Consider the following 20,078-nt stretch of genomic DNA (forward strand, 5'->3'; position numbering starts at 1 on the left):
GCGCTATGGGCGTCGGGCCTGAAGGTGCGAAAACTTCTGAAACACTGAGTTGTCGCCTTTTTCAGACTCTTCAAGGGCATTCCTTGATTCCCTTTTTGCGCCGGTTTATGAGACAGTAGGGTATGCAATTAAATCTGACCGTACCGTCTCCATTGCAGTATTTCTCCAGCCTTGTGGAAAGCGACGAGCATTTCCCCCTGCTGGAGGCCGCCGTCAGCCTGGCGCAGGACGAATACCCCGACCTTGACGTGCAGCAGGTGCTGGGCGACGTAGACCAGTTGCTGGCCCGCCTCAAGCGCCGCCTGCCTGCCGACGCACCCGCGCTGCAGCGCCTGCGGGCATTGAACCAGTTCTTTTTTCACGACCTGAACTTCGGCGGCAACGTCAACGATTACTACGACCCCGACAACAGCTACCTGAATGCCGTGCTGCGCACACGCCGCGGCATTCCCATCACGCTGGCGGTGCTGTGGCTTGAGCTGGCCCTGGGCTTGGGCCTCAACGCGCGCGGCGTGGCCTTTCCCGGACATTTCATGGTGAAGGTCAACCTGCCCAAAGGCCAGGTTGTGATTGATCCGTTCAGCGGCCAGTCGCTCAGTCGCGAAGAGTTGTCCGAGCGGCTGGAGCCTTTCCGGCAACGCAGCAGCGCCGACGAAGAGTTCGAGGTGCCGATGGGGCTGTACCTGCAGTCGGCGCCGCCGCGCGAAATCATCAGCCGCATGTTGCGCAATCTCAAGGAAATCCACAAGACACAGGAAGACTGGCAGCGCCTCATCCCCGTGCAGGACCGCCTGATTGTTCTGCAGCCGGAAGCATGGACCGAATACCGCGACCGCGGCCTGGCCTGGGCCGCGCATGGCGAGCCCGAGCGGGCCATTGCCGACCTGGAAATCTATCTTGCCAACGCCGAAGATGCGCTCGACATTGACACCATGGCCGAGCGGCTGACCCAGCTGCGCCAAAGCCGCCACTGAGTTTCCCTGCTGTGTCCCCGGTTTGCCTGCTCCGGTTGTTGCTATTGATTTAATAGCTGCTTGCGCCCGTCTGCAGGGCGCTGCAGGCACTTTCTCTCAAAGAAGTTCGATCTCGCTGAGCGTGAGAAAGCAGCTTTCCCGTGTGATCGCCACAAAGTCTTCCAGCCAGGGCCGGCCTGACATGGCTTGCGTGCAAGCAACATAGAGGCGCCCAGTCAGGCCCTTTTTGCCGATCGGCCTTGCGCTCACGTAACCTCTGTCCAGGTAACTTTGCACGGCCCATTTGGGCAGGGCGGCGATACCGCGGCCACTGGCCACCAGCTGCAGCATGGCAATCGTCAGCTCGGTCGTACGGCGCGCAGGCTTGACGCCGGCCGGCTCCAGCACCTGGCGCACCACGTCGAGCATTTCGTCAGGTACCGGGTAGGTGATCAGGGTCTCGTTGGCGAAGTCCCTGGCCGTGAGATGTGTTTTGGCCGTCAGCGCATGCTCATTCGCCAGCAACGCCATGATTTCAAAGCGGAACAGCGGGTGGAAATCCACGGTTTCGCTGGCGTCTTCTTCGGAGACGATGGCGATGTCGGCGCGGTCCTGCAGCACGAGTGCAATCGGGTCGGGGTGAAAGCCCGAAACGATGTCCAGTTCCACCTCGGGCCAGCGCGTGCGAAACGAATCCATGGCCGGCATCAGCCAGTCAAAACAGGTGTGGCATTCCACAGCGATGCGCAACTGGCCTGAACGCCCGGTGGCCAGCCGCACCACATCGCGCTCGGCTTCCTCGACTTGCGGCAGCACCGCGTCGGCCAGCGCCAGCAGCCTGAGGCCCGTGGTGCTGAACTGAGGGGGTACGGACTTGCGCTCGAACAGCGGCGTGGCGTAGCGCTCTTCGAGCAGCTTGACCTGATGCGAGAGCGCCGACTGGGTGAGGTTGAGCAATTGCGCCGCGCGCACCAGGCTGCCGCTGTCGCRCAGGGCGATCAGCGTGCGCAGGTGGCGCAGTTCAAGGATGGACGGGCTCATCAGTTATTCCCTGCAGATCGATCAGCAGATTAATCGGTGAATCAATTATTTTCATATTGAAAGGCAATATCTTTCGTTTGAATAATAGTTGAATCTGGCCGACCATGCGTTCTTCTGTGATTGATTTGCATTGGGAGATAACTGGATGGTCCACACACATACCCTGGGTTTTCCGCGCATGGGCGCGAACCGGGAACTGAAATTCGCGCTCGAAAAACACTGGCGCGGCGAGATTGACCTGGCTGCACTGGAAGCCACCGGAGCCGGCCTGCGCGAGCGGCACTGGGCCGTGCAGAAAGAAGCCGGGCTGGACTTTGCCACGGTAGGCGACTTCGCTTTTTACGACCACGTGGCCAATCACATCCAGATGCTGGGTTGCGAGCCGGCGCGCTTTGGCTTCACCGGCCGGGAGCCTTCGCTCAGCCGCTACTTCGCCATGGCGCGCGGCGTGAATGCACACAGCGACCCTGCACACAGTGCCGACTGTGCGTGCGCGGATGGCAAGGCGGGCGGTGGCAGCTTCGCGCTGGAAATGACCAAATGGTTTGACACCAATTACCACTACCTGGTGCCTGAGTTCAATGCGGCCACGCAATTCAGCCTTGCTTCGGAGCGCCTGTTCGATGAAGTGACGCAGGCCCAGGGCGCTGGCCACCGGGTCAAGGCGGTGCTGCTCGGGCCACTGAGTTTTCTGTGGCTTGGCAAGGAAAAGACAGGCGGCGATGAGCCCGGCTTTGACCGCTTCAGCCTGCTCGACAAACTATTGCCGGTGTATGCGAAGATTCTCCGGCGGCTGAAGGCGCAAGGTGTGGAGTGGGTGCAGATGGACGAGCCCATCCTGGGCCTGGATTTGCCCGAGCGGTGGCGCTACGCCTTTGAGCGCAGCTATTCGCAGCTGGCCCGCAACGCACCCCAGCTGCTGCTGGCCACCTACTTTTCGCCGCTGGCCGACAACCTGAGGCTGGCCTGCCAGTTGCCGGTGGCGGGCTTGCATGTCGATGCGGTGCGTGCACCCGAGGAACTGGTGGGGGTGGCCGACTGGCTGCCTGCGCACAAGGTGCTGTCGGTGGGTATTGTGGACGGCCGCAACATCTGGCGCACAGACCCCGACATGGCGCTGGCGAAGCTGCGCGCGGTGACAGCCAGGCACCAGGGCGAACTCTGGATCGCACCCTCCTGCTCGCTGCTGCACGTGCCTTTCAGCCTTGCAGCCGAGAGCGCGCTGGATGYGGAATTGCGCTCTTGGTTAGCATTCGCGGTGGAAAAACTGGGCGAACTGCGCATGTTGCGCGCGGCGTTCACGGGAGAAGAGTCTCCGGTTGCCAGGGAGCTCGCTTCAGCCCGCGCGGCTGTTGCGGCGCGCCGGCGCAGCCCCCGTGTGCACCGGGCCGACGTGGCATTGCGTCTTGCACGCAGCGTTGCAGGCGACGATAGCCGCAGCTCACCTTTTCCGGTGCGCCAGGCCCTGCAGCGCGCCCGCCTTGCGCTGCCGCCGCTGCCCACCACCACCATCGGTTCCTTCCCGCAGACGCCGGAGATCCGCGCTGCGCGCGCAGCGTTCAAACGCGGCGAACTCGGCGCGGCGGGCTACCGTGAAAAGATGGAAGCCGAGATTGCGCTGGCGGTACGCAAGCAGGAGGCACTGGGCCTTGACGTCCTGGTGCATGGAGAAGCCGAGCGCAACGACATGGTCGAGTACTTCGGCGAGCAGCTTGACGGCTTTGCCTTCACGGCCAACGGCTGGGTGCAGTCCTACGGCTCGCGCTGCGTCAAGCCGCCGGTGATCTTCGGCGATGTGGCCAGGCCTGTACCCATGACGGTCGAATGGACGGCCCATGCGCAGAGCCTGACGAAGCTGCCGATGAAAGGCATGCTGACCGGCCCCGTCACCATCCTGCAATGGTCCTTTGTGCGCGACGACCAGCCGCGCAGCCTGACCTGCGAGCAGATCGCGTGGGCCATACGCGACGAGGTGGTGGACCTTGAGAGGGCCGGCATCGGCATCGTCCAGATCGACGAGCCGGCCATTCGCGAAGGATTGCCGCTGCGCCGTGCGAGCTGGGCCGCGTACCTGCGCGCCGCCACGCGGGCTTTTCGCATCAGTGCCTCGGGTGTGCGCGACGAGACGCAAATCCACACCCACATGTGCTACGCCGAATTCAACGACATCCTGCCGGAAATCGCCGCAATGGACGCCGACGTGATCACCATCGAGACCAGCCGCTCCGACATGGAACTGCTGCGCGGCTTTGGCGCCTTCAGGTATCCCAATGAAATCGGGCCGGGCGTGTATGACATCCATTCACCGCGCGTTCCGACCGTGGACGCCATGGTGCGCTTGCTGCGAAAGGCCGCCAGCGTGATCCCGGCGGAAAACCTCTGGATCAATCCCGACTGCGGGCTGAAAACGCGGGGCTGGCCGGAAACCGAAGCGGCGCTCGGCAACATGGTGCGGGCCGCGCAAGAAGTGCGCAAGGAGCTGGCGGCCTCCTGACGCGGTGCGCCGGACGCCGGGAGGAAGGGCGAGTCAGGTGCCGCGCTTGAGGAAATGCGGAATCTGCATGCCGTCAGGAGAGTCCACATTGCGCGACATGGCCGGCGCCGTGCTGACCTGCACAGGCCGGCCGACCGCGCGTGCGGTGCTTTGTGCGGACATGCGCGCGCCATGCACCAGGGATTCCTGTGCGGGCATGAGGCTGTTGGGAAGCGAGCTGCCCAGGCGCGTGGACGCGGCTTTGGCTGCGGGCGGTGGGTTGAGCAGCCGGGCACCCAGCGTTGCGGCGGTCGAAGGCAGGGGCGCGATCATCCGGACCGGGGCTTTGGCCGGCACTGTCGCGTGCCCCCTTTCGGGCGCGTCGTTGGCGGCTTGCGGCGGATACAACGTGGGACGCAGCCACTCCAGGATCGGTTGCCACTGCTGCAGGTCTTGCGTTGCGGCGCTGGCCGGCAGGTCAAATATCGTCATGCCGCGCTCCAGGCTGCGTACATACAGCTGGGTTTCGCGCAGGGCGCCCAGGAAAGGCATGCCAAGGCTCTCAGACCACGCCTGCAGCGTTTTTGCGGCGCTGGTGCGCCCGTCGATGCGCATGCCCACCGTGGCGAGCCGGCAGCGGCCGCTGGCCACGCGCGGCAACGCCATCAGCTCGGCGTGGCACTGCGCGGCCGATTCGCGGTCAAACATTGAATTGCATACCGGCATGACGATGACATCGGCAAACATCACCACGCGCGCCAGCTCAAAGCCGTGCATGCCGCCCGGCGTGTCAAGCACCACGTGCGTGATGCCGGTGGGCACACGCAGCATGTTTTTCTGATCGACGGCCCAGGGCGCGATGGCGGGCAGCGCGGGGTCCCGGCGCTTGAGCCAGCTTCGCGCCGACTGCTGGCGGTCTACGTCGCCCAGCATGACCGAGCTGCCATTGCGAGCGCACCAGGCGGCGATGTGCGCGGCCAGCGTGCTCTTGCCACTGCCTCCCTTGCGGTTGACGACTGCGATAACCGGCATGACTGCTCCAAAGACGGATCGATGGAACAGTTTGATACATAAATAACAAAAAGTCCAGTGACCCCAAGCGCCACGGGCGCACGCAGCTAGTGTTTTTGTAGCAAAACGGCCCGGCCGAGGGAGCGGACAGCCCCAGGTCGCGGGGCGCGAGAGGGCGGTTGCGGCAGGCTTAGCCGACCGTGACGGCGGCGCCGTCGCCCTTGGGTGCGATCACACCGATTTCATACACCTGCTCGCCGGCGTCACGCAGGGTTTTGGCTGTGGCTTGCGCATTGGCGGCGTCCACCACGACGACCATGCCGATGCCGTTGTTGAAGGTGCGGTTCATCTCGAAGTCGTCGATACCGGCGGTTTTTTGCAGCCAGGCGAACAGCTCGGTTTGCGGCCAGCTGCCCTTTTTGAGGTGGGCGGCCGTACCTTCGGGCAGCACGCGCGGAATGTTTTCCAGCAAGCCGCCGCCGGTGATGTGGGCCAGCGCCTTGATCGGGTGGGCAGCCAGCGCGGCCAGCACGTTCTTGACGTACAGGCGGGTAGGCTCCATCAGGGCCTGCTTGAAAGGCTTGCCGTCAAGCTTCGCCGGAGCCGCAGCGCCGGCGCGTTCAATGCACTTGCGCACCAGGCTGAAACCGTTGGAATGCACGCCGCTGCTGGCCAGGCCCAGCACCACATCGCCGGGCTTCACGTCCTTGCCGGTCAAAATTTTGGACTTTTCGACCGCACCCACGGCAAAGCCGGCCAGGTCGTATTCGCCCGCGGGGTACATGCCGGGCATCTCGGCGGTCTCGCCGCCGATCAGCGCGCAGCCGCTTAATTCACAGCCTTTGGCAATGCCGCCGACCACAGCCGCAGCCGTGTCCACATCCAGCTTGCCGCAGGCGAAGTAGTCCAGGAAGAACAGCGGCTCGGCGCCTTGTACCAGCACGTCATTGACACTCATGGCCACCAGGTCGATGCCCACGGTGTCGTGCATCTGCCATTCAAAGGCCAGCTTGAGCTTGGTGCCCACGCCGTCGGTGCCACTGACCAGCACGGGCTCCTTGTAGCGCTTGGGCACCTCAAACAGGGCGCCAAAACCGCCAATACCCGCCAAAACGCCTTCCCGCATGGTTTTTTTTGCCAGCGGCTTGATGCGTTCGACCAGCGCGTCACCTGCGTCGATGTCGACGCCTGCGTCTTTGTAGCTCAGGGGGGAAGTGGAGGAGGTGGTCATGTGTCGGCTTTGATGCAGTGGGAGGGCAGGCGGTCAGAAGGCGGATTTGCAGCCCGGAAGCGGCCTGCAAGCCCGATAGAATTCAGCCTGAGATTCTAAAGGCTGCCCATCAGGCACCTTTCGGGCCTTTCCAGGGACTTTTTCCAGGGTTCCTTCCGGCAAGCTCAACCCAAGGCTGTATGCAATTCACCACCACCCAAAAACGCGCCACCGCCTGGTGCGCCATCGCCGCGCTGGTCATCCTGGCGCTGTGGCTGCTGGGGCCGGTGCTGGCGCCCTTTGTCATTGCAGCCGTGCTGGCCTATGCGTTGACGCCGCTCGTGAACCGGCTGGACGACATGGGCAAGGGCCGCCTGCCGCGCGTGGTGGCGGTGGTGCTGGTGGAGTTCCTCTTCATCGTGGCGCTGTTCGGCCTCTTTTTGCTGATCGTGCCCATCATGGCCAAGGAGCTGCCCGTGCTGCGCGAGCAGGTGCCGTTGCTGGCCGACAGGCTCAACACCAGCCTGGCGCCGTGGCTGGCGCAGTTCGGCATCCATGTCGCGCTGGACGTGGGCAGCATCAAGGCCTTTGTACTCAAGTACCTCAATGCCAATTTTGAAGACCTGTTCGGCTCGCTGATGTCGTCACTCAAGCTGGGCGGCAGCGTGGCGCTGGCCATCATCGGCAATGCGGTGCTGATTCCCGTGGCGCTGTTTTACCTCCTGATGGACTGGGACAAATTTGTTGCCCGTGTGCTTGAACTGGTGCCGCCGCACCTGCGTGCGGGTTTTGACAGCTTCACTGACGAAGCCGACTCGGTGCTGGGCCAGTACCTGCGCGGCCAATTGCTGGTCATGCTGATCATGGCGGTGTTTTATGCGGTGGGGCTGGCGCTGTTCGGTCTGGATCTGGCCCTGCCCATCGGCGTTTTCACGGGCCTGGCGATGTTCATTCCTTACCTGGGCTTTGGCCTGGGCCTGATGCTGGCGGTGCTGGCCGGCCTRCTGGAGTTCGCTTCGCTCAAGGCGATCGTCATGGTTGCCGTGGTCTACGGCATTGGGCAACTGGTGGAAAGCCTGTACCTCACGCCGCGCCTGGTGGGCGAGCGCATTGGCCTGCACCCGCTGGCGGTGATCTTTGCCTTGCTGGCTTTCGGCCAGATGTTCGGCTTTGTCGGTGTGCTGGTGGCGCTGCCGGCCAGTGCGGTGCTGCTGGTGGGCATACGCCGCATTAAAGCCAGCTATATGGCCAGCCGGCTTTACAACAAGGCCGGCTAAGGCTGAACAGGGTCAGGATGAACGCATGGCGGGCATGAAACAGATTGCGCTGGACATCGGGCTGGCTTCCGCCCCGTCGTTCGCCAATTTTTTTGGCGGGCCGAACGAAGCCGCGCTCAAACATCTGGAGCTGTGGGCCGGCAACACGCTGCGCTCACCGGTGCCCACCTACCTCTGGGGTGAAGCCGCCAGCGGCAAAACCCATTTGCTCAAGGCCGTGCGCGAAACGCTGCGCGAGCAGGGCGCGGCCAGCGGCTGGATGGACGCCTCCATGCTGGAGCCGCCCGAGTTCAACGAATCCTGGGCGGCCGTCATCCTGGACGACTGCCATCTCTACACCGCGGTGCAGCAGCAGGCCGCCTTCAACTGGTTTGTGAACGCGCTCAGCGCACCGGACGGCCGCCCGCGCTGGGTGCTGGCCGCCGGCCAGATGCCGCCGGCCGACCTGGCGCTGCGCGAAGACCTGCGTACCCGCCTCGGCTGGGGCCATGTGTTTGCCCTGCAGGCCTTGACCGAAACCGAGCGGCGCGCCGTGTTGCGGCGCGAGGCCGATGCGCGTGGCGTGTTTTTGAGCGACGAGGCGATGGACTTCATGCTGACCCGCTTTTCGCGTGACCTGGGCAGCCTGATGCAACTGCTGGACCAACTGGATGCCTATGCCTTGCAAACGAAACGCGCCATCACCATCCCCCTGATCAAGTCGATGCTGGAGAGTGAATAAGTGACTGCCGTGACTGCGACTGCCAAATGACTGTTCCCCGCAAGATTGCTCTTTTTGACCTCGATCACACGCTGATCCCCATCGATTCCGACTACGAATGGGGAGAATTCACCATCGCGCTGGGCTGGTGCGACAGCACCGAGTTCAAGCGCCGCAACAACGAGTTTTTTGAGCACTACCGCGCCGGCACGCTCGACATCCACGAATACGTGCGCTTTGCCACGGAAGCCATCCGCAAGCAGGGCGCTATCAATTCAGGAGCTGGTCACGCACATTTTATGCGGGACGTGGTGCAAAAAGCCATTACAAAACAGGCCTTGGAGCTGGTAGGTAGCCACCGCGCCGCGGGCGATGAATTGGTCATCGTCACCGCCACCAACGAGTTCGTGACGCGCCCCATTGCCGACGCTTTCGGCGTGAAAGAGCTGATCGCCGTCGAGCTGGAGCGCGACGCCCAGGGCTGGCTGACCGGCGAGATTAAGGGCGTGCCCTCGGCCCGCGAGGGCAAGGTCACCCGCGTGGAACAATGGCTGGCGGCCCGGAACCTGGGCTGGAGCGACGTGGAAACCACGTTCTACACCGACTCCATGAACGATATTGCTCTGCTGGAGAAGGCCACCCACCCCGTCGCGACCAACCCGGACGAGCGCCTGCGGGCGCTGGCGACAGAGCGCGGATGGCGCATACTTGACCTGTTTCACTAGTTTTCCATGATCAAAAAATTTATCGACAAGCTGTTTGGCAAATCAGACAGCACGGATCCCGGCGCCAAGCGGGTCAAAAAATCACCTTTCGGCCAGCGCCAGGATGTCACCGTCAAGGAACACGGCATAGATGTCTCCCTGGTGGACGACCGCGCCATGGACGTGGTGCGCACCCTCAAAGACGCCGGTTACGAGGCCTATATCGTGGGCGGCGCGGTGCGCGACCTGCTGGTCGGCCTGCGCCCCAAGGATTTCGACGTTGCTACCGACGCCACGCCCGAGCAGGTCAAGTCGCTGTTTCGCCGTGCCTTCATCATCGGCCGGCGCTTTCGCATTGTGCACGTTATTTATGGCCGCGGGCGTGAGCACGAAGTGATCGAGGTCTCGACCTTCCGCGCGCATCTCGACAGCAGCCTGGCCGAGCAGGTCGGTGGCAACGAGCGCACCAGCAAGAGCGAACTCGCCGGCATGAAGCATGCGGTCGATGCCTCCGGCCGGGTGCTGCGCGACAACGTCTGGGGCCCGATCGAGCAAGACGCCGCCCGCCGCGACTTCACCATCAACGCGATGTACTACGACCCCGAAACACAGGTCGTGGTCGACTATCACAACGGCATCAGGGACGCGAAGAAAAAGATCATCCGCATGATCGGCAACCCGGCCGTGCGTTACCGCGAAGATCCGGTTCGCATCATCCGCGCCGTGCGTTTTGCCGCCAAGCTCAGCGCGCTGGGCTTCAAGTTTGAAGACAAGACCGTTGCCCCGCTACGCGAGATGAAGGGCTTACTGGCCGACGTGCCGCAGTCGCGTCTTTTTGACGAAATGCTCAAGCTGCTGCAGACCGGCCATTCGCTGGCCAGCATCGCGCAGCTCAAGTTCTTGGGCCTGGGCACCGGCATTTATCCGCTGCTTGATGTGGTGGTGGAAAACGCCGACGAGCCCTTCCTGAAGCTGGCCCTGCAAGACACCGACCGACGCGTCGGCGAAGGCAAGCCCGTGGCGCCCAGCTTCTTGCTGTCGTGTGTACTGTGGTTTGATGTACGCGAGGGCTGGGAGCGGCGCAAAAAGCGCGGCGAGCCCCTCATGCCCGCGCTGCAGGATGCGATTGACGATGCCTTCAACGCCAAGATCGGCGATGTCTCGGGCCGCGGCAAGCTGGGCACCGACATGCGCGAGATCTGGACCATGCAGCCCCGCTTTGAAAAACGCACGGGCAGCGCACCGTATTCGCTGCTGGACCAGCCCCGCTTTCGCGCCGGCTTTGATTTCCTGCGCCTGCGCGCGCAGACCGGCGAGATCGAAATGGAGCTCGCCGAGTGGTGGGAGAAATTCAGCACCGCCTACGACGACGAACGCCACGCCATGATTGAAGAGGCGCGTCAGGCGCAGCAGAACAAGCCGCAGGCGCCTCGGGTTCGCGTCAAACGTGTTGATGCCGAGCCTGGTTTGGGCCAGACAAGCCATGCCGAACGCACCGTGCCCGATGCGGCGGATGCGTCTGGCCAGCCGGGCGATGCCGCACCGGCCAAAAAACGCCGCCGCCGCCGCAAGCCGGCCAATCGCGGTGGTGCAGATGGGGCAGGCAGTGCCGAAGGCGCGGGCGGCGAGGCTTCTTCGCCTTCATCGGATAACGCGTCAAATTCCTGAGGCTCAGGTGGTCAGYGCCTACGTTGCCCTGGGCGCCAACCTCGGCGATGCTGCGGCGGCACTGCGGCAAGCCGTTCAGGCGATAGGCCGGTTGCCGCTCACGCAGGTCCGCCAATCTTCCAGTCTCTATAAAACAGCGCCGCTGGATACCGACGCGGGCGAGGAATCTGCGGCCCCTGGTAACGACTACCTCAACGCCGTCGTCGAACTCGAAACCGGGTTGACCGCTCCCGCCTTGTTGGATCACCTGCAACAGATCGAACAGCAGGCAGGCCGCGAAAGGCCGTACCGCAACGCACCGCGAACGCTGGACCTGGACTTGTTGCTCTACGGCAGCGCACGCATCGAATCAGAACATCTCACGGTGCCGCACCCGCGCATGATGCAGCGGGCTTTTGTGCTGGTGCCACTGGCGGAGATTGCGCCGGGTTTGGTCAGTGCGGAGCAGTTGGCGGCGGTGGCGCATCAGCCCATTGAGCTGCGGGGTACGCAACCGGTGTAGAGCGTAAGTGCCATTTGTATCAATGGCTTAGGTAGACCAAATAATGTCTACGGTAGTTAGAACGGTCACGATGGCAAGTTGTGCCCTCGGCGCGCTAAGCAAGTGGGCGGTCGGCAATTGCTCTCATAGTGCTCCGTCAACTTCCAGTAGTCATTGAAAAGGAACTCCAAGGTTCTGACAGCCTCCCCTAATTCCTCTAGCTTAATTGACATAGGGGGAATCTGTTTGGCTTGCTCCATCTCCCAGTTAAGGGCGATGAATTCGATCTTCGGTTCAATAGCAGATCTACTTGGGTAAACAGCCCAACGCCCATGGACGAAATCGTTACGAAGGGCCTTCACAGTTCTCGCGTGTTCGAACCATCGAGAAAAGTCGCGCATTGCGTCTTCATCCTCGTGGCAGTAAAGTTTCATCACTAGCGGTTCGAGTGCGTCCAGTCGTATGGCAAATGGCATGCGAGCGTTTAGCAGATGTTCTACTTTTTCCCCGCAATATGGTCCCATCCATTTGAGCTGGAGACCGATGTTGAAGTCGAAGCGTCCGAAGGCGTGAACTAGTCTTCCTAACAAGATGTGGAGGCGGTCTTCGGTGGTCGGTGCCGACGGGGCAATTTCGTCACGTTTCATTTTTTCTCCATGGAAGACGATGGATGACTGACGGTCTCTAGGGCGCCAGCCGCTCACGCAACCACCCCGCATCACCCTGCAGCGTATACCGCAGCCGGTCATGCAGCCGGCTTTTMCGYCCYTGCCAGAACTGCCAGTTGTCGGGCTTSAGGCGGTAGCCGCCCCAGTGCGRCGGGCGKGGSGGCTGCAGCAAAAATTTMGCRCCRTATTTGGCYGCATTGGYCACCAGCACGCTGCGCCCTGAAATCACCTCACTTTGCGGGCTGGCCCAGGCGCCTATGCGCGAATCCAGCGGGCGGGTGCTGAAGTAAGCGTCGCTTTCTTCAGCAGAGACTTTTTCGACCACGCCTTCAATGCGCACCACGCGCTCGAGCTCTATCCAGTGAAATTGCAACGCCGCATAGGGGTTGCCCGCCAGTTCTTGTCCCTTGCGGCTGTCGTAGTTGGTAAACCAGGTGATGCCGTGCTCGTCATAGCCCTTGATCAGTACGATGCGGGTGGAGGGGCGCAGGTTGCTGGCCACGGTGGCCAGCGTCATGGCGTTGGGTTCGGGCACTTCGGCGGCGATGGCTTCTTTCAGCCACTGGTCGAATTGCTGGAGTGGGTCTGCGGCTGATGCGTCTTCGTTGAGTTCGGCGCGTTCATAGCTTTTGCGCAGGTCGGCAATGGAGAGGGTGGGCTGGCTCATGGCTCTGATTGTGCCCGCAGAGGCCATGTCCTTGCCTGCGGTAGACCTCGGTAGAGGGCGGGCTTGATACCGAATTAATATTCGTTTATATTCACACCCTTCCATGAAGCCCAAAGACGATGAAAAGCAGCGCGCTATTGCCGAGGCCACCTTCAACCTGGTGGCCCAGACCGGTCTGAGCGGCCTGACCATGGCCGACATTGCCCGCACGGCCGGCATCGCCACCAGCACGCTGTACGTCTATTACCCGTCCAAGGACGAGCTGATCAGCCAGCTCTATGAAGAAGCCAAAACCGCGACCATGCTGCGCCTGATGGATGGTGTCGTACCCGGGACCCCCCTGCGCAGCCGTGTGCGCCGCCTCTGGGGCAACCTGCTGCGGCACCGGCTGGAGCGTTATGCCGAGGTCGTGTTCCAGGAGCAGTACTACAACTCTCCCTGGTTCACGCAGGGAAACCGCGAGTTGTCGACCCGGCTGGCGGCGAGCTTCTTTGCATTGATCGAGGAGGGCCAGAAGCAGGAGATTTTCAAGCCTGTGCCCTTGCCGTTGTTAACGGCTACCCTGGTGGGCTCGGTGCGGGAAACCGCCAACCTGATACGCACCCAGGTGCTGCCCGATGACGAGGCGGTGCATCAGGCGGCTTTTACGCTGTGCTGGGACGCCATCAAGGCCTGAATCTTTGAAACGCCTCTGAAAGGCAATACCCCTCATTTCTGCATGCCCAAGTTTTTACGGATAAAACCCTGATTTAAGCGAATATAAATTCGACAAGTAGCGCTCCCTTTTTCTCCCTTTTGATTTCCCCCTAACAAAAACCGCAAGGAGTTCCACGATGCCCACCCTCAACATCAACGGCAAGGACGTATCCGTCAACGCCGACCAATCCACCCCCATCCTCTGGGCCTTGCGTGACACGCTGGGCATGACAGGCACGAAGTTCGGCTGCGGCGCGGCGCTGTGCGGCGCGTGTACCGTGCATCTCAACGGCGCGGCCATACGCTCGTGCATCACGCCGATTTCTGCCGCTGCCGGCCAGAAGATCACCACCATCGAAGCCGTGGCCACCGACCGCGTCGGCAAAGCCGTGCAGGACGCCTGGGTCAAACATGACGTGGCGCAGTGCGGCTATTGCCAAAGCGGCCAGGTGATGAGCGCCACCGCCTTGCTCAAGTCCAACGCCAAACCGAGCGATGCCGACATCGACGGCGCCATGGCCGGCAATATCTGCCGCTGCGGCACCTATGTGCGCGTTCGCGCTGCCATCAAAGACGCCGCCCAGGCACTGGCTTAACTGGTTTAAAGAAGGAGAACACCATGTATTCCAACGCCTCAGACACCTTCGACATCGCCGCTCAACTGCCAAAGGGCCTTCAAGCCCTGATGCATAAAGCGCAAGCAGCTACCAAAACCATAGCAGATGCTGAACTGCCTCGCCGCAGTTTCCTCAAGGTTGCAACCGCCGGTGGCTTTGCACTCGGCGCTTTTCCGATGCTGACGCAAGCGCAAACCATGGCCACAGCGGGTGCACCGGCTGCGTCCAGCCTCAAGCCGACCCAGCAGCCCTCGGCCTTTGTGCGCATTGACAAGGACGGCACGGTGACAGTCACGATCAACCGGCTCGATTTCGGGCAGGGCGTGCAAACCGGCCTGCCCATGATCCTCGCCGAAGAACTCGACGCGGACTGGAGCCTTGTGAAGAGCCAGCATGGCAACGCTGACCCGGCTTATGTGGATCCGGCTTTCGGCATGCACCTCACGGGCGGCTCGGGCTCGATCAAAAACTCCTACACGCAGTACCGCGAGCTCGGCGCGCGCACCCGCGCCATGCTGGTCTCGGCCGCCGCGCAGCAATGGGGCGTTGATGCAAGCAGCCTGCGCACCCAGCAAGGCGTGGTGATTGGCCCCGGCGGCAAGCGCCTGACGTACGGCGAGCTGGCCGAAGCGGCCATGAAGCTGCCGGTGCCGGAGGCCGTCACGCTCAAGGACCCGAAACAGTTCCGCATCATCGGCAAGCCCACGGGCCGGCTCGACGCGCGGGCCAAATCCACCGGCGGGCAAAGCTACGGCATCGACGTGCGCCTGCCCGGCATGCTGACGGCAGTGGTGGCGCACCCGCCGGTGTTTGCCGGCAAGCTCAAGTCACTGGATGACACCGCGGCCAAAGCCGTTCCCGGCGTGAAGGCCGTGCTGCGCGTGCCGCTGGACCGCGGCGGCGAGGGTGTGGCCGTGGTGGCCGAGGGCTACTGGGCCGCCAAGCAGGGCCGCGATGCGCTCAAGGTCGAGTGGGACACCAGTGGCGTCGAGAAGGTCGACAGCGTGCAGCAACTGGCCAGCTATCGCGCGCTGGCGCAGAAAACCGGTGCGCTCAAATACAAGGACGACATCAGCAAGCTGGCGTCGGCGCCCAAAAAGATCAGCGCCGAGTTTGTCTTCCCCTATCTGGCCCATGCGCCCATGGAGCCGCTCAATTGCACGGTGCAGCTGAGCGGGCAGGGCGCTCAGGCCAAAGCCGAACTCTGGCTGGGCACGCAGATGCCGGGCCTGGACACGATGGCCGCTTCCAAGGCTCTGGGCGTGGCGCCGCAAAACATCAAGATGAACGTGCAGATGGCGGGTGGCGGTTTTGGCCGGCGCGCGATTGCCACCAGTGATTACGTGGTGGAGGCTTGCAATGTGGCGAAGGCGGCGCGCGGCGCAGGATTGACGGCTGCAGTGCGTACGCTGTGGAGCCGCGAGGACGACATCAAGGGTGGCTACTACCGTCCCATGCATGTGCATCGCGCCGAGATCGGTTTTAACGACAAGGGCGATATCCTGGGTTGGGACCACGTCATCGTCGGCCAGTCCATCGTCGGCGGGACGCCGTTTGAAGCCTTTATGGTCAAGGACGGCGTGGATGGCACCATGGTTGAGGGCATGAAAGAGCCTTACGACATCCCGATGCGGTTGTCCGTACATCACCCCAAGCTCAATGTGCCGGTGCTCTGGTGGCGCAGCGTGGGCTCTACCCACACGGCGTACGTCATGGAAACATTGATTGACGAAGTCGCGCGCAGCAGCGGGCAAGACCCTGTGGCCTGGCGCATGAAGCAGTTTGGCGGCAAGCACCCGCGCCATGCGGCCGCGCTGCAGCTGGCGGTCGACAAATCCGGTTATGGCAAACGCACTTTGCCCGCCGGGCGCGCCTGGGGCGTGGCGGTGCATGAGTCGTTCAACACCGTGGTGGCTTATGTGGTTGAGGCATCCGTCAAGGACAACGTACCGGTGCTGCACGGCATTACCGCAGGCGTGCATTGCAACCTCGCCATCAACCCGACCAGCGTTGAAGCGCAGGTGCAGGGTGCCGCGCTGATGGGTTTGTCGATGTGCCTGCCGGGTGCAGCCATCACGCTCAAGGACGGTGTGGTCGAGCAAAGCAACTTCGGTGACTTCCCGGTGCCGCGCATCACCGACATGCCGACGGTTGCCGTCTTCATCGTGCCCAGCGCCGATGCGCCCACGGGCCTGGGCGAGCCCGGCTTGCCGCCACTGGCACCGGCATTCGCCAATGCCATTGCGAAGCTCACCGGTAAACCGGCGCCGCGCGAGCTGCCTTTCAAGCTGGCGTGATGGCAGGCGGCAAGCCCACGGTGCTGGTGCTGGCCTCAGGCCGGGGTGAGCGCTTTGCCGCGTCGGGCGGCGRCACGCACAAGCTGCAGGCGCTGCTGGCCGGCAAGCCGGTGCTGCAGCACACGCTGGACGCCGTGGCTGCCAGCGGCTTACCCTGGCACCTGGAAGATGCCGGCCACCCTGGCATGGGCGACTGCATCGCGGCCGCCGTGCGGGCCACGCCCGAAGCTGCGGGCTGGTTGATTTTGCCGGGTGATTTGCCGCTGGTGCAGGGCACCACGTTGCAGGCGGTGGCCGACGCGCTGGCGCAGCACGCGGTGGTGGTGCCGGTGTTCAGAGGCACGCGCGGCCACCCGGTCGGGTTTTCGGCCGCGTGCCGCGATGCGTTGCTGGATTTAAAGGGAAATCAGGGTGCGGCGCCCGTTGTACGGGCGCAAGCAGCTATCAATTCTGTAGCATTCATTGACGTGACCGATGAAGGCACAGTCACCGACATCGACACGCTGGACGACCTGCGGCGTGCGGAAGAGTTGCTCGCCGCTCGCTGATTGCGGGAGGCGTGGGGGTCCATTCAAGCCTGAGCCGCGGAACCGGCTTTGCCGGGCCGCAGGCGGAGCACCCCCTGAGGGGGCAGAGAGCTACGCGAAGCGAGCGAACGTGGGGGCTAGCTTTTTATGACTGCGCAGGCCAGCCGCGGGCCGGAGTTGCCGGTGGGCTGGGTCTTGTAGTCGTCGGGGTCACGGTGAACGATCAGGCCCTTGCCGACGATGTCGGTCGTGCCGCTGCCGACTGAGAGGGTCTTTGATTCAAAGCTGAATTTCGCGACGCCGCTGGCATCGGCTTTCAGGCTGGGCAGGTCGCCTGTGTGGTGGGCCATGTCGGCATGGCTGCCGTGCTGCTGGCCGGTGGGGTTGAAGTGCCCGCCTGCACTCATGCCGTCGCCGCTGGAGCAGTCACCTTTTTCATGCACATGAAAACCGTGCTCGGCATTGGGCTTGAGGCCGCGTATCTCGCCCGAAACCAGTACCTTGTCCCCGCTCTGCACGAAGCTGACGGTGCCGCTGGCGGTGTTGCCGGTGGTGCTTTGCAATTGGGCCACGGCGCGCGGGCCACTCATGGATGAGGCGCAAGCGGCCAGTACAAAGGCGGCGGCAAGGGCGGTGGCAAGCGGTGCCAGGTGGTATTTCATGATGCAGGTCTCCTGATGGTTGATTCAGTGGCTGACTGTAGGGCGCCTTGCCCCTGCTGACAAGGCCGGGGCCTCCGCTGTCTGGGCCTATTTGGCCAGCTCCAGCAGCTTGCCCAGTGCGTGGTCGTGAATTCCCAGGGTTTTAAGTTTGTCGTAGGTGAGTTGCGCATATTCGCGCGTGGTGCCGTAGCGCCCGCACGAGTCCGAAAAGATCTGCCGGTAAACGTCTTCGCTGAGCACGCCCGTATGGTTGGGGCTGCGCTTGGACAAGGTGAAGGCCAGCGCCCGCACATTGCCCCCTGCAGTTTGGCAACGCAGCCACTTGGGGTCGTACACGCCGTTGGGCATTTCGCGTTCCCACAGCGCGGGCAGGGCGCCGRCAACCTGCGCCTGCGGTATCCGAAACACCATCCCCTTGCAGCTGCCGCCGTGCAGGAGGCCAAACACCAGGCCCGGGCATTCCGGCGTGCCGCGGTTCAGGCGGCTCCACATCTTCAGGGCGCGGTGGTAGCCGTGGATGGTCGCAAAACGTTCCTCGGCATGTTCAAACTCCGGACGCCAGATGAGCGAGGCATAGGCGAAGATCCAGAGATCGCTTTTACCGCCCCATTCGCGGATGACGGTCTCAAGCATGTGGTCCGGGTTGCGGGAAACGCTGATGCCTGGGCTGGCGGCTTGTTTGGCTGAATTTTCCACAGCCGCACTTTACAATGCGCTGAGTTTTTGTGACGGATTTAGTGACGGGAGTGGGCAATGTTTTCTCAGGACGATGAAGGCCAGCAAGGCTTGGTGTTGGCGGTCGTTCTCGGCCTCGTGGCCTTCGTGATCGCGCTGGTGGTGGGGCTCTGCGTGCATCGGCTCGGCCGGTCGCCTTCCGCCGCTGTTGTGCCTGCCCAAATATCCCTGCCCGTGCCCCCCGTGCCAGAGGTGGCGCCGACGCCTGCCCTGCCAGCCAGCACCGTGGACCATACCGCGAACATTGCCGGCCGGGCTTCGCAGGCTGCAGCCGACGCCGCCAGCGTGAAGGTGGAGCAAGGCGCGGTGCGGTTTTATTTTGCCTCGGGCGATGCAGACCTTGCGGACGGTGCGGGTACTGCCCTGGGCGAAGTGGTCAAGGCCGCCAAGGCTGGCCGCACGCTGGTGATCACCGGTTTTCACGATGCCACAGGGGACGCCCAGAAAAATGCAGCGCTTGCCCGGCATCGCGCCCTTGCCGTGCGCGAGGCACTGAAGCAGGCCGGTGTTTCCGATCGCCAGATTGTGCTGAAAAAACCCGAGCAGCTTGTAGGCGGCGGCAGCGACGCCGAAGCGCGGCGTGTGGAAATTACCCTGCAGTAAAGCCGCACCCGCGGGTTGTTTCAGAACTTTGCAGAACAGCTTTTGCCGCTGCGTTTCGTAACCACCTGGTAACCATGCGGCGGTAAACAGGCCGGTAACCCGTTACCATAGAGTCAGTAATAAAGTTACATACCCAGTGACTTGACCATGACCGGAGTTACAACATGGCCCTTCACCCCGCAGTTTTAAAAATCACCGCCCGCATCGCAGAGCGCAGCCTTCCCACGCRCAGCGCCTACCTTGCACACCTGCGCGCTGCCGCCAGCCGCGAACCCGGCCTGGACCGCATGGGTTGCGCCAATGTGGCGCATGCTTTTGCTGGCATGCCGTTGGACGACCGCTTCAAGGTGGTGACCGAGCGTAAGCCCAACATCGGCATCGTCACCGCCTACAACGACATGTTGTCGGCGCACACCCCGCTTCAGGCCTACCCGGCTTTCATCAAGGACGAGGCCCGCAAGCTGGGCGCCACGGCGCAGGTGGCTGGCGGCGTGCCCGCCATGTGCGACGGCGTGACGCAAGGCACCAGCGGCATGGAGCTCAGCCTCTTCAGCCGCGATGTGATCGCCATGGCGACCGCCGTGGCGCTGTCGCACGACATGTTCGACGCGGCGCTGATGCTGGGCGTCTGCGACAAGATCGTGCCGGGCTTGCTAATAGGCGCGCTGCAGTTCGGCCACCTGCCCACGGTGTTTGTGCCGGCCGGGCCCATGACATCGGGCATTCCCAACAAGGAAAAAGCCCATGTGCGTGAGCAGGCCGCGCAAGGCCTGGTCGGCCGTGACGCCCTGCTTGATTCCGAATTCAAGTCCTATCACAGCCCCGGCACCTGCACCTTCTACGGCACCGCCAACAGCAACCAGCTGCTGCTTGAAGCCATGGGCCTGCACGTGCCGGGCACCGCGTTTGTGAACCCCGGCAACGCACTGCGTGAGGAGCTCACGCGCGAGGCGGCACGCACCGTGCTTGGCATCGTCAAGGCGAAGCGCTTTGCGCCCATCGGCCAGATCGTCGATGAAAAAGCCATTGTCAATGCCATGGTGGCCCTGCTCGCCACCGGGGGCTCCACCAATCACCTGATCCATTGG

Annotated in this window: 20 protein-coding genes; 13 read left to right on the plus strand and 7 right to left on the minus strand. The window is 63.0% G+C overall.

The features are described from left to right. Window positions 1-122: 122 nt before the first annotated feature. Complete coding sequence (locus tag AC1DWI_RS01070) at window positions 123-974, plus strand: SirB1 family protein (RefSeq protein WP_457279301.1); 852 nt, start codon at window positions 123-125, stop codon at window positions 972-974. Window positions 975-1,070: 96 nt separating this feature from the next. On the opposite strand, the gene AC1DWI_RS01075 is transcribed toward AC1DWI_RS01070, so the two are convergent. Next, entirely contained in the window at window positions 1,071-1,994 is a 924-nt protein-coding gene (locus tag AC1DWI_RS01075; protein ID WP_477724261.1) for a LysR family transcriptional regulator, read from the minus strand. 145 nt (window positions 1,995-2,139) lie between these two features. Between AC1DWI_RS01075 and metE the strand changes: the two genes are divergently transcribed. After that, a complete protein-coding gene (metE, locus tag AC1DWI_RS01080; protein WP_477724262.1) occupies window positions 2,140-4,488 on the plus strand; it encodes a 5-methyltetrahydropteroyltriglutamate--homocysteine S-methyltransferase in 2,349 nt (782 codons plus the stop codon). 33 nt (window positions 4,489-4,521) lie between these two features. Here the strand turns inward: metE and AC1DWI_RS01085 are convergent, their stop codons facing one another. Both AC1DWI_RS01085 and purM read right to left on the minus strand, forming a co-directional pair. Further along, window positions 4,522-5,499 carry a division plane positioning ATPase MipZ gene (locus tag AC1DWI_RS01085; RefSeq protein WP_477671387.1) on the minus strand — a complete coding sequence of 326 codons (978 nt, stop codon included), beginning with the start codon at window positions 5,497-5,499 and terminating at the stop codon, window positions 4,522-4,524. Between the two features lie 169 nt (window positions 5,500-5,668). Continuing rightward, window positions 5,669-6,709 carry a phosphoribosylformylglycinamidine cyclo-ligase gene (purM, locus tag AC1DWI_RS01090; RefSeq protein ID WP_477671388.1) on the minus strand — a complete coding sequence of 347 codons (1,041 nt, stop codon included), beginning with the start codon at window positions 6,707-6,709 and terminating at the stop codon, window positions 5,669-5,671. Between the two features lie 179 nt (window positions 6,710-6,888). Between purM and AC1DWI_RS01095 the strand changes: the two genes are divergently transcribed. From AC1DWI_RS01095 to folK, 5 genes are read left to right on the plus strand one after another with little or no spacing between them, the layout of a single operon-like run. Continuing rightward, the gene (locus AC1DWI_RS01095) at window positions 6,889-7,965 is read left to right on the plus strand and encodes an AI-2E family transporter (RefSeq protein WP_477671389.1); all 1,077 of its coding nucleotides are present in this window, start codon (window positions 6,889-6,891) and stop codon (window positions 7,963-7,965) included. A gap of 34 nt (window positions 7,966-7,999) precedes the next feature. Further along, window positions 8,000-8,686, plus strand: coding sequence for a DnaA regulatory inactivator Hda (gene hda, locus AC1DWI_RS01100; protein ID WP_477671616.1), 687 nt, complete (start codon window positions 8,000-8,002; stop codon window positions 8,684-8,686). Window positions 8,687-8,712: 26 nt separating this feature from the next. Next, the gene (locus AC1DWI_RS01105; RefSeq protein ID WP_477671390.1) at window positions 8,713-9,390 is read left to right on the plus strand and encodes an HAD family hydrolase; all 678 of its coding nucleotides are present in this window, start codon (window positions 8,713-8,715) and stop codon (window positions 9,388-9,390) included. A gap of 6 nt (window positions 9,391-9,396) precedes the next feature. Continuing rightward, window positions 9,397-11,037, plus strand: coding sequence for a polynucleotide adenylyltransferase PcnB (pcnB, locus tag AC1DWI_RS01110; RefSeq protein WP_477671391.1), 1,641 nt, complete (start codon window positions 9,397-9,399; stop codon window positions 11,035-11,037). 7 nt (window positions 11,038-11,044) lie between these two features. Next, window positions 11,045-11,539 (plus strand): 2-amino-4-hydroxy-6-hydroxymethyldihydropteridine diphosphokinase, encoded by a 495-nt coding sequence (folK, locus tag AC1DWI_RS01115; RefSeq protein ID WP_477671392.1) that lies wholly within the window; start codon window positions 11,045-11,047, stop codon window positions 11,537-11,539. Window positions 11,540-11,604: 65 nt separating this feature from the next. Here folK and AC1DWI_RS01120 read toward each other — a convergent pair whose 3' ends face one another. Together AC1DWI_RS01120 and pdxH are read right to left on the minus strand one after the other, a co-directional pair. Then, complete coding sequence (locus AC1DWI_RS01120; protein ID WP_477671393.1) at window positions 11,605-12,165, minus strand: hypothetical protein; 561 nt, start codon at window positions 12,163-12,165, stop codon at window positions 11,605-11,607. A gap of 37 nt (window positions 12,166-12,202) precedes the next feature. Further along, entirely contained in the window at window positions 12,203-12,853 is a 651-nt protein-coding gene (pdxH, locus tag AC1DWI_RS01125; RefSeq protein WP_477724263.1) for a pyridoxamine 5'-phosphate oxidase, read from the minus strand. Between the two features lie 103 nt (window positions 12,854-12,956). Here pdxH and AC1DWI_RS01130 point away from each other — a divergent pair, with 103 nt between their 5' ends. The 4 genes from AC1DWI_RS01130 to AC1DWI_RS01145 all read left to right on the plus strand — a co-directional run bounded on the left by AC1DWI_RS01130 (window position 12,957) and on the right by AC1DWI_RS01145 (window position 17,011). Beyond that, a complete protein-coding gene (locus AC1DWI_RS01130) occupies window positions 12,957-13,529 on the plus strand; it encodes a TetR/AcrR family transcriptional regulator (RefSeq protein ID WP_477647368.1) in 573 nt (190 codons plus the stop codon). Between the two features lie 157 nt (window positions 13,530-13,686). Then, complete coding sequence (locus AC1DWI_RS01135; protein ID WP_477671395.1) at window positions 13,687-14,145, plus strand: (2Fe-2S)-binding protein; 459 nt, start codon at window positions 13,687-13,689, stop codon at window positions 14,143-14,145. Between the two features lie 23 nt (window positions 14,146-14,168). Then, window positions 14,169-16,463, plus strand: coding sequence for a xanthine dehydrogenase family protein molybdopterin-binding subunit (locus AC1DWI_RS01140; RefSeq protein ID WP_477671396.1), 2,295 nt, complete (start codon window positions 14,169-14,171; stop codon window positions 16,461-16,463). Further along, window positions 16,463-17,011 carry a nucleotidyltransferase family protein gene (locus AC1DWI_RS01145; protein WP_477724264.1) on the plus strand — a complete coding sequence of 183 codons (549 nt, stop codon included), beginning with the start codon at window positions 16,463-16,465 and terminating at the stop codon, window positions 17,009-17,011. The genes AC1DWI_RS01140 and AC1DWI_RS01145 overlap by 1 nt, the downstream gene beginning before the upstream one ends. 116 nt (window positions 17,012-17,127) lie before the next feature. Here the strand turns inward: AC1DWI_RS01145 and AC1DWI_RS01150 are convergent, their stop codons facing one another. Together AC1DWI_RS01150 and AC1DWI_RS01155 are read right to left on the minus strand one after the other, a co-directional pair. After that, window positions 17,128-17,652 (minus strand): superoxide dismutase family protein, encoded by a 525-nt coding sequence (locus AC1DWI_RS01150; protein ID WP_477671398.1) that lies wholly within the window; start codon window positions 17,650-17,652, stop codon window positions 17,128-17,130. 87 nt (window positions 17,653-17,739) lie between these two features. Further along, on the minus strand, window positions 17,740-18,285 hold the full coding sequence (locus AC1DWI_RS01155) for a gamma-glutamylcyclotransferase (protein WP_477724266.1): 546 nt from the start codon (window positions 18,283-18,285) through the stop codon (window positions 17,740-17,742). 120 nt (window positions 18,286-18,405) lie between these two features. On the opposite strand from AC1DWI_RS01155, the gene AC1DWI_RS01160 reads away from it, so the two are divergent. Together AC1DWI_RS01160 and AC1DWI_RS01165 are read left to right on the plus strand one after the other, a co-directional pair. Further along, window positions 18,406-18,990 (plus strand): OmpA family protein, encoded by a 585-nt coding sequence (locus tag AC1DWI_RS01160; protein WP_477671399.1) that lies wholly within the window; start codon window positions 18,406-18,408, stop codon window positions 18,988-18,990. 164 nt (window positions 18,991-19,154) lie between these two features. Then, window positions 19,155-20,078 (plus strand): dihydroxy-acid dehydratase domain-containing protein (locus tag AC1DWI_RS01165; RefSeq protein WP_477724265.1); only part of this gene is annotated, 924 nt, incomplete at its 3' end.

It is taken from the genome of Polaromonas sp. P3_C2 (assembly GCF_056402675.1).

Excerpts from the sequence above, each read along its gene's own strand:
- AC1DWI_RS01130 (WP_477647368.1), top strand. The coding sequence starts at position 12,957 with ATGAAGCCCAAAGACGATGAAAAGCAGCGCGCTATTGCCGAGGCCACC.
- AC1DWI_RS01070 (WP_457279301.1), top strand. The coding sequence starts at position 123 with ATGCAATTAAATCTGACCGTACCGTCTCCATTGCAGTATTTCTCCAGC.
- AC1DWI_RS01120 (WP_477671393.1), bottom strand. The coding sequence starts at position 12,165 with ATGAAACGTGACGAAATTGCCCCGTCGGCACCGACCACCGAAGACCGC.
- purM (WP_477671388.1), bottom strand. The coding sequence starts at position 6,709 with ATGACCACCTCCTCCACTTCCCCCCTGAGCTACAAAGACGCAGGCGTC.
- pcnB (WP_477671391.1), top strand. The coding sequence starts at position 9,397 with ATGATCAAAAAATTTATCGACAAGCTGTTTGGCAAATCAGACAGCACG.
- AC1DWI_RS01160 (WP_477671399.1), top strand. The coding sequence starts at position 18,406 with ATGTTTTCTCAGGACGATGAAGGCCAGCAAGGCTTGGTGTTGGCGGTC.
- AC1DWI_RS01140 (WP_477671396.1), top strand. The coding sequence starts at position 14,169 with ATGTATTCCAACGCCTCAGACACCTTCGACATCGCCGCTCAACTGCCA.
- AC1DWI_RS01135 (WP_477671395.1), top strand. The coding sequence starts at position 13,687 with ATGCCCACCCTCAACATCAACGGCAAGGACGTATCCGTCAACGCCGAC.
- AC1DWI_RS01150 (WP_477671398.1), bottom strand. The coding sequence starts at position 17,652 with ATGAAATACCACCTGGCACCGCTTGCCACCGCCCTTGCCGCCGCCTTT.
- AC1DWI_RS01105 (WP_477671390.1), top strand. The coding sequence starts at position 8,713 with ATGACTGTTCCCCGCAAGATTGCTCTTTTTGACCTCGATCACACGCTG.
- hda (WP_477671616.1), top strand. The coding sequence starts at position 8,000 with ATGAAACAGATTGCGCTGGACATCGGGCTGGCTTCCGCCCCGTCGTTC.
- AC1DWI_RS01085 (WP_477671387.1), bottom strand. The coding sequence starts at position 5,499 with ATGCCGGTTATCGCAGTCGTCAACCGCAAGGGAGGCAGTGGCAAGAGC.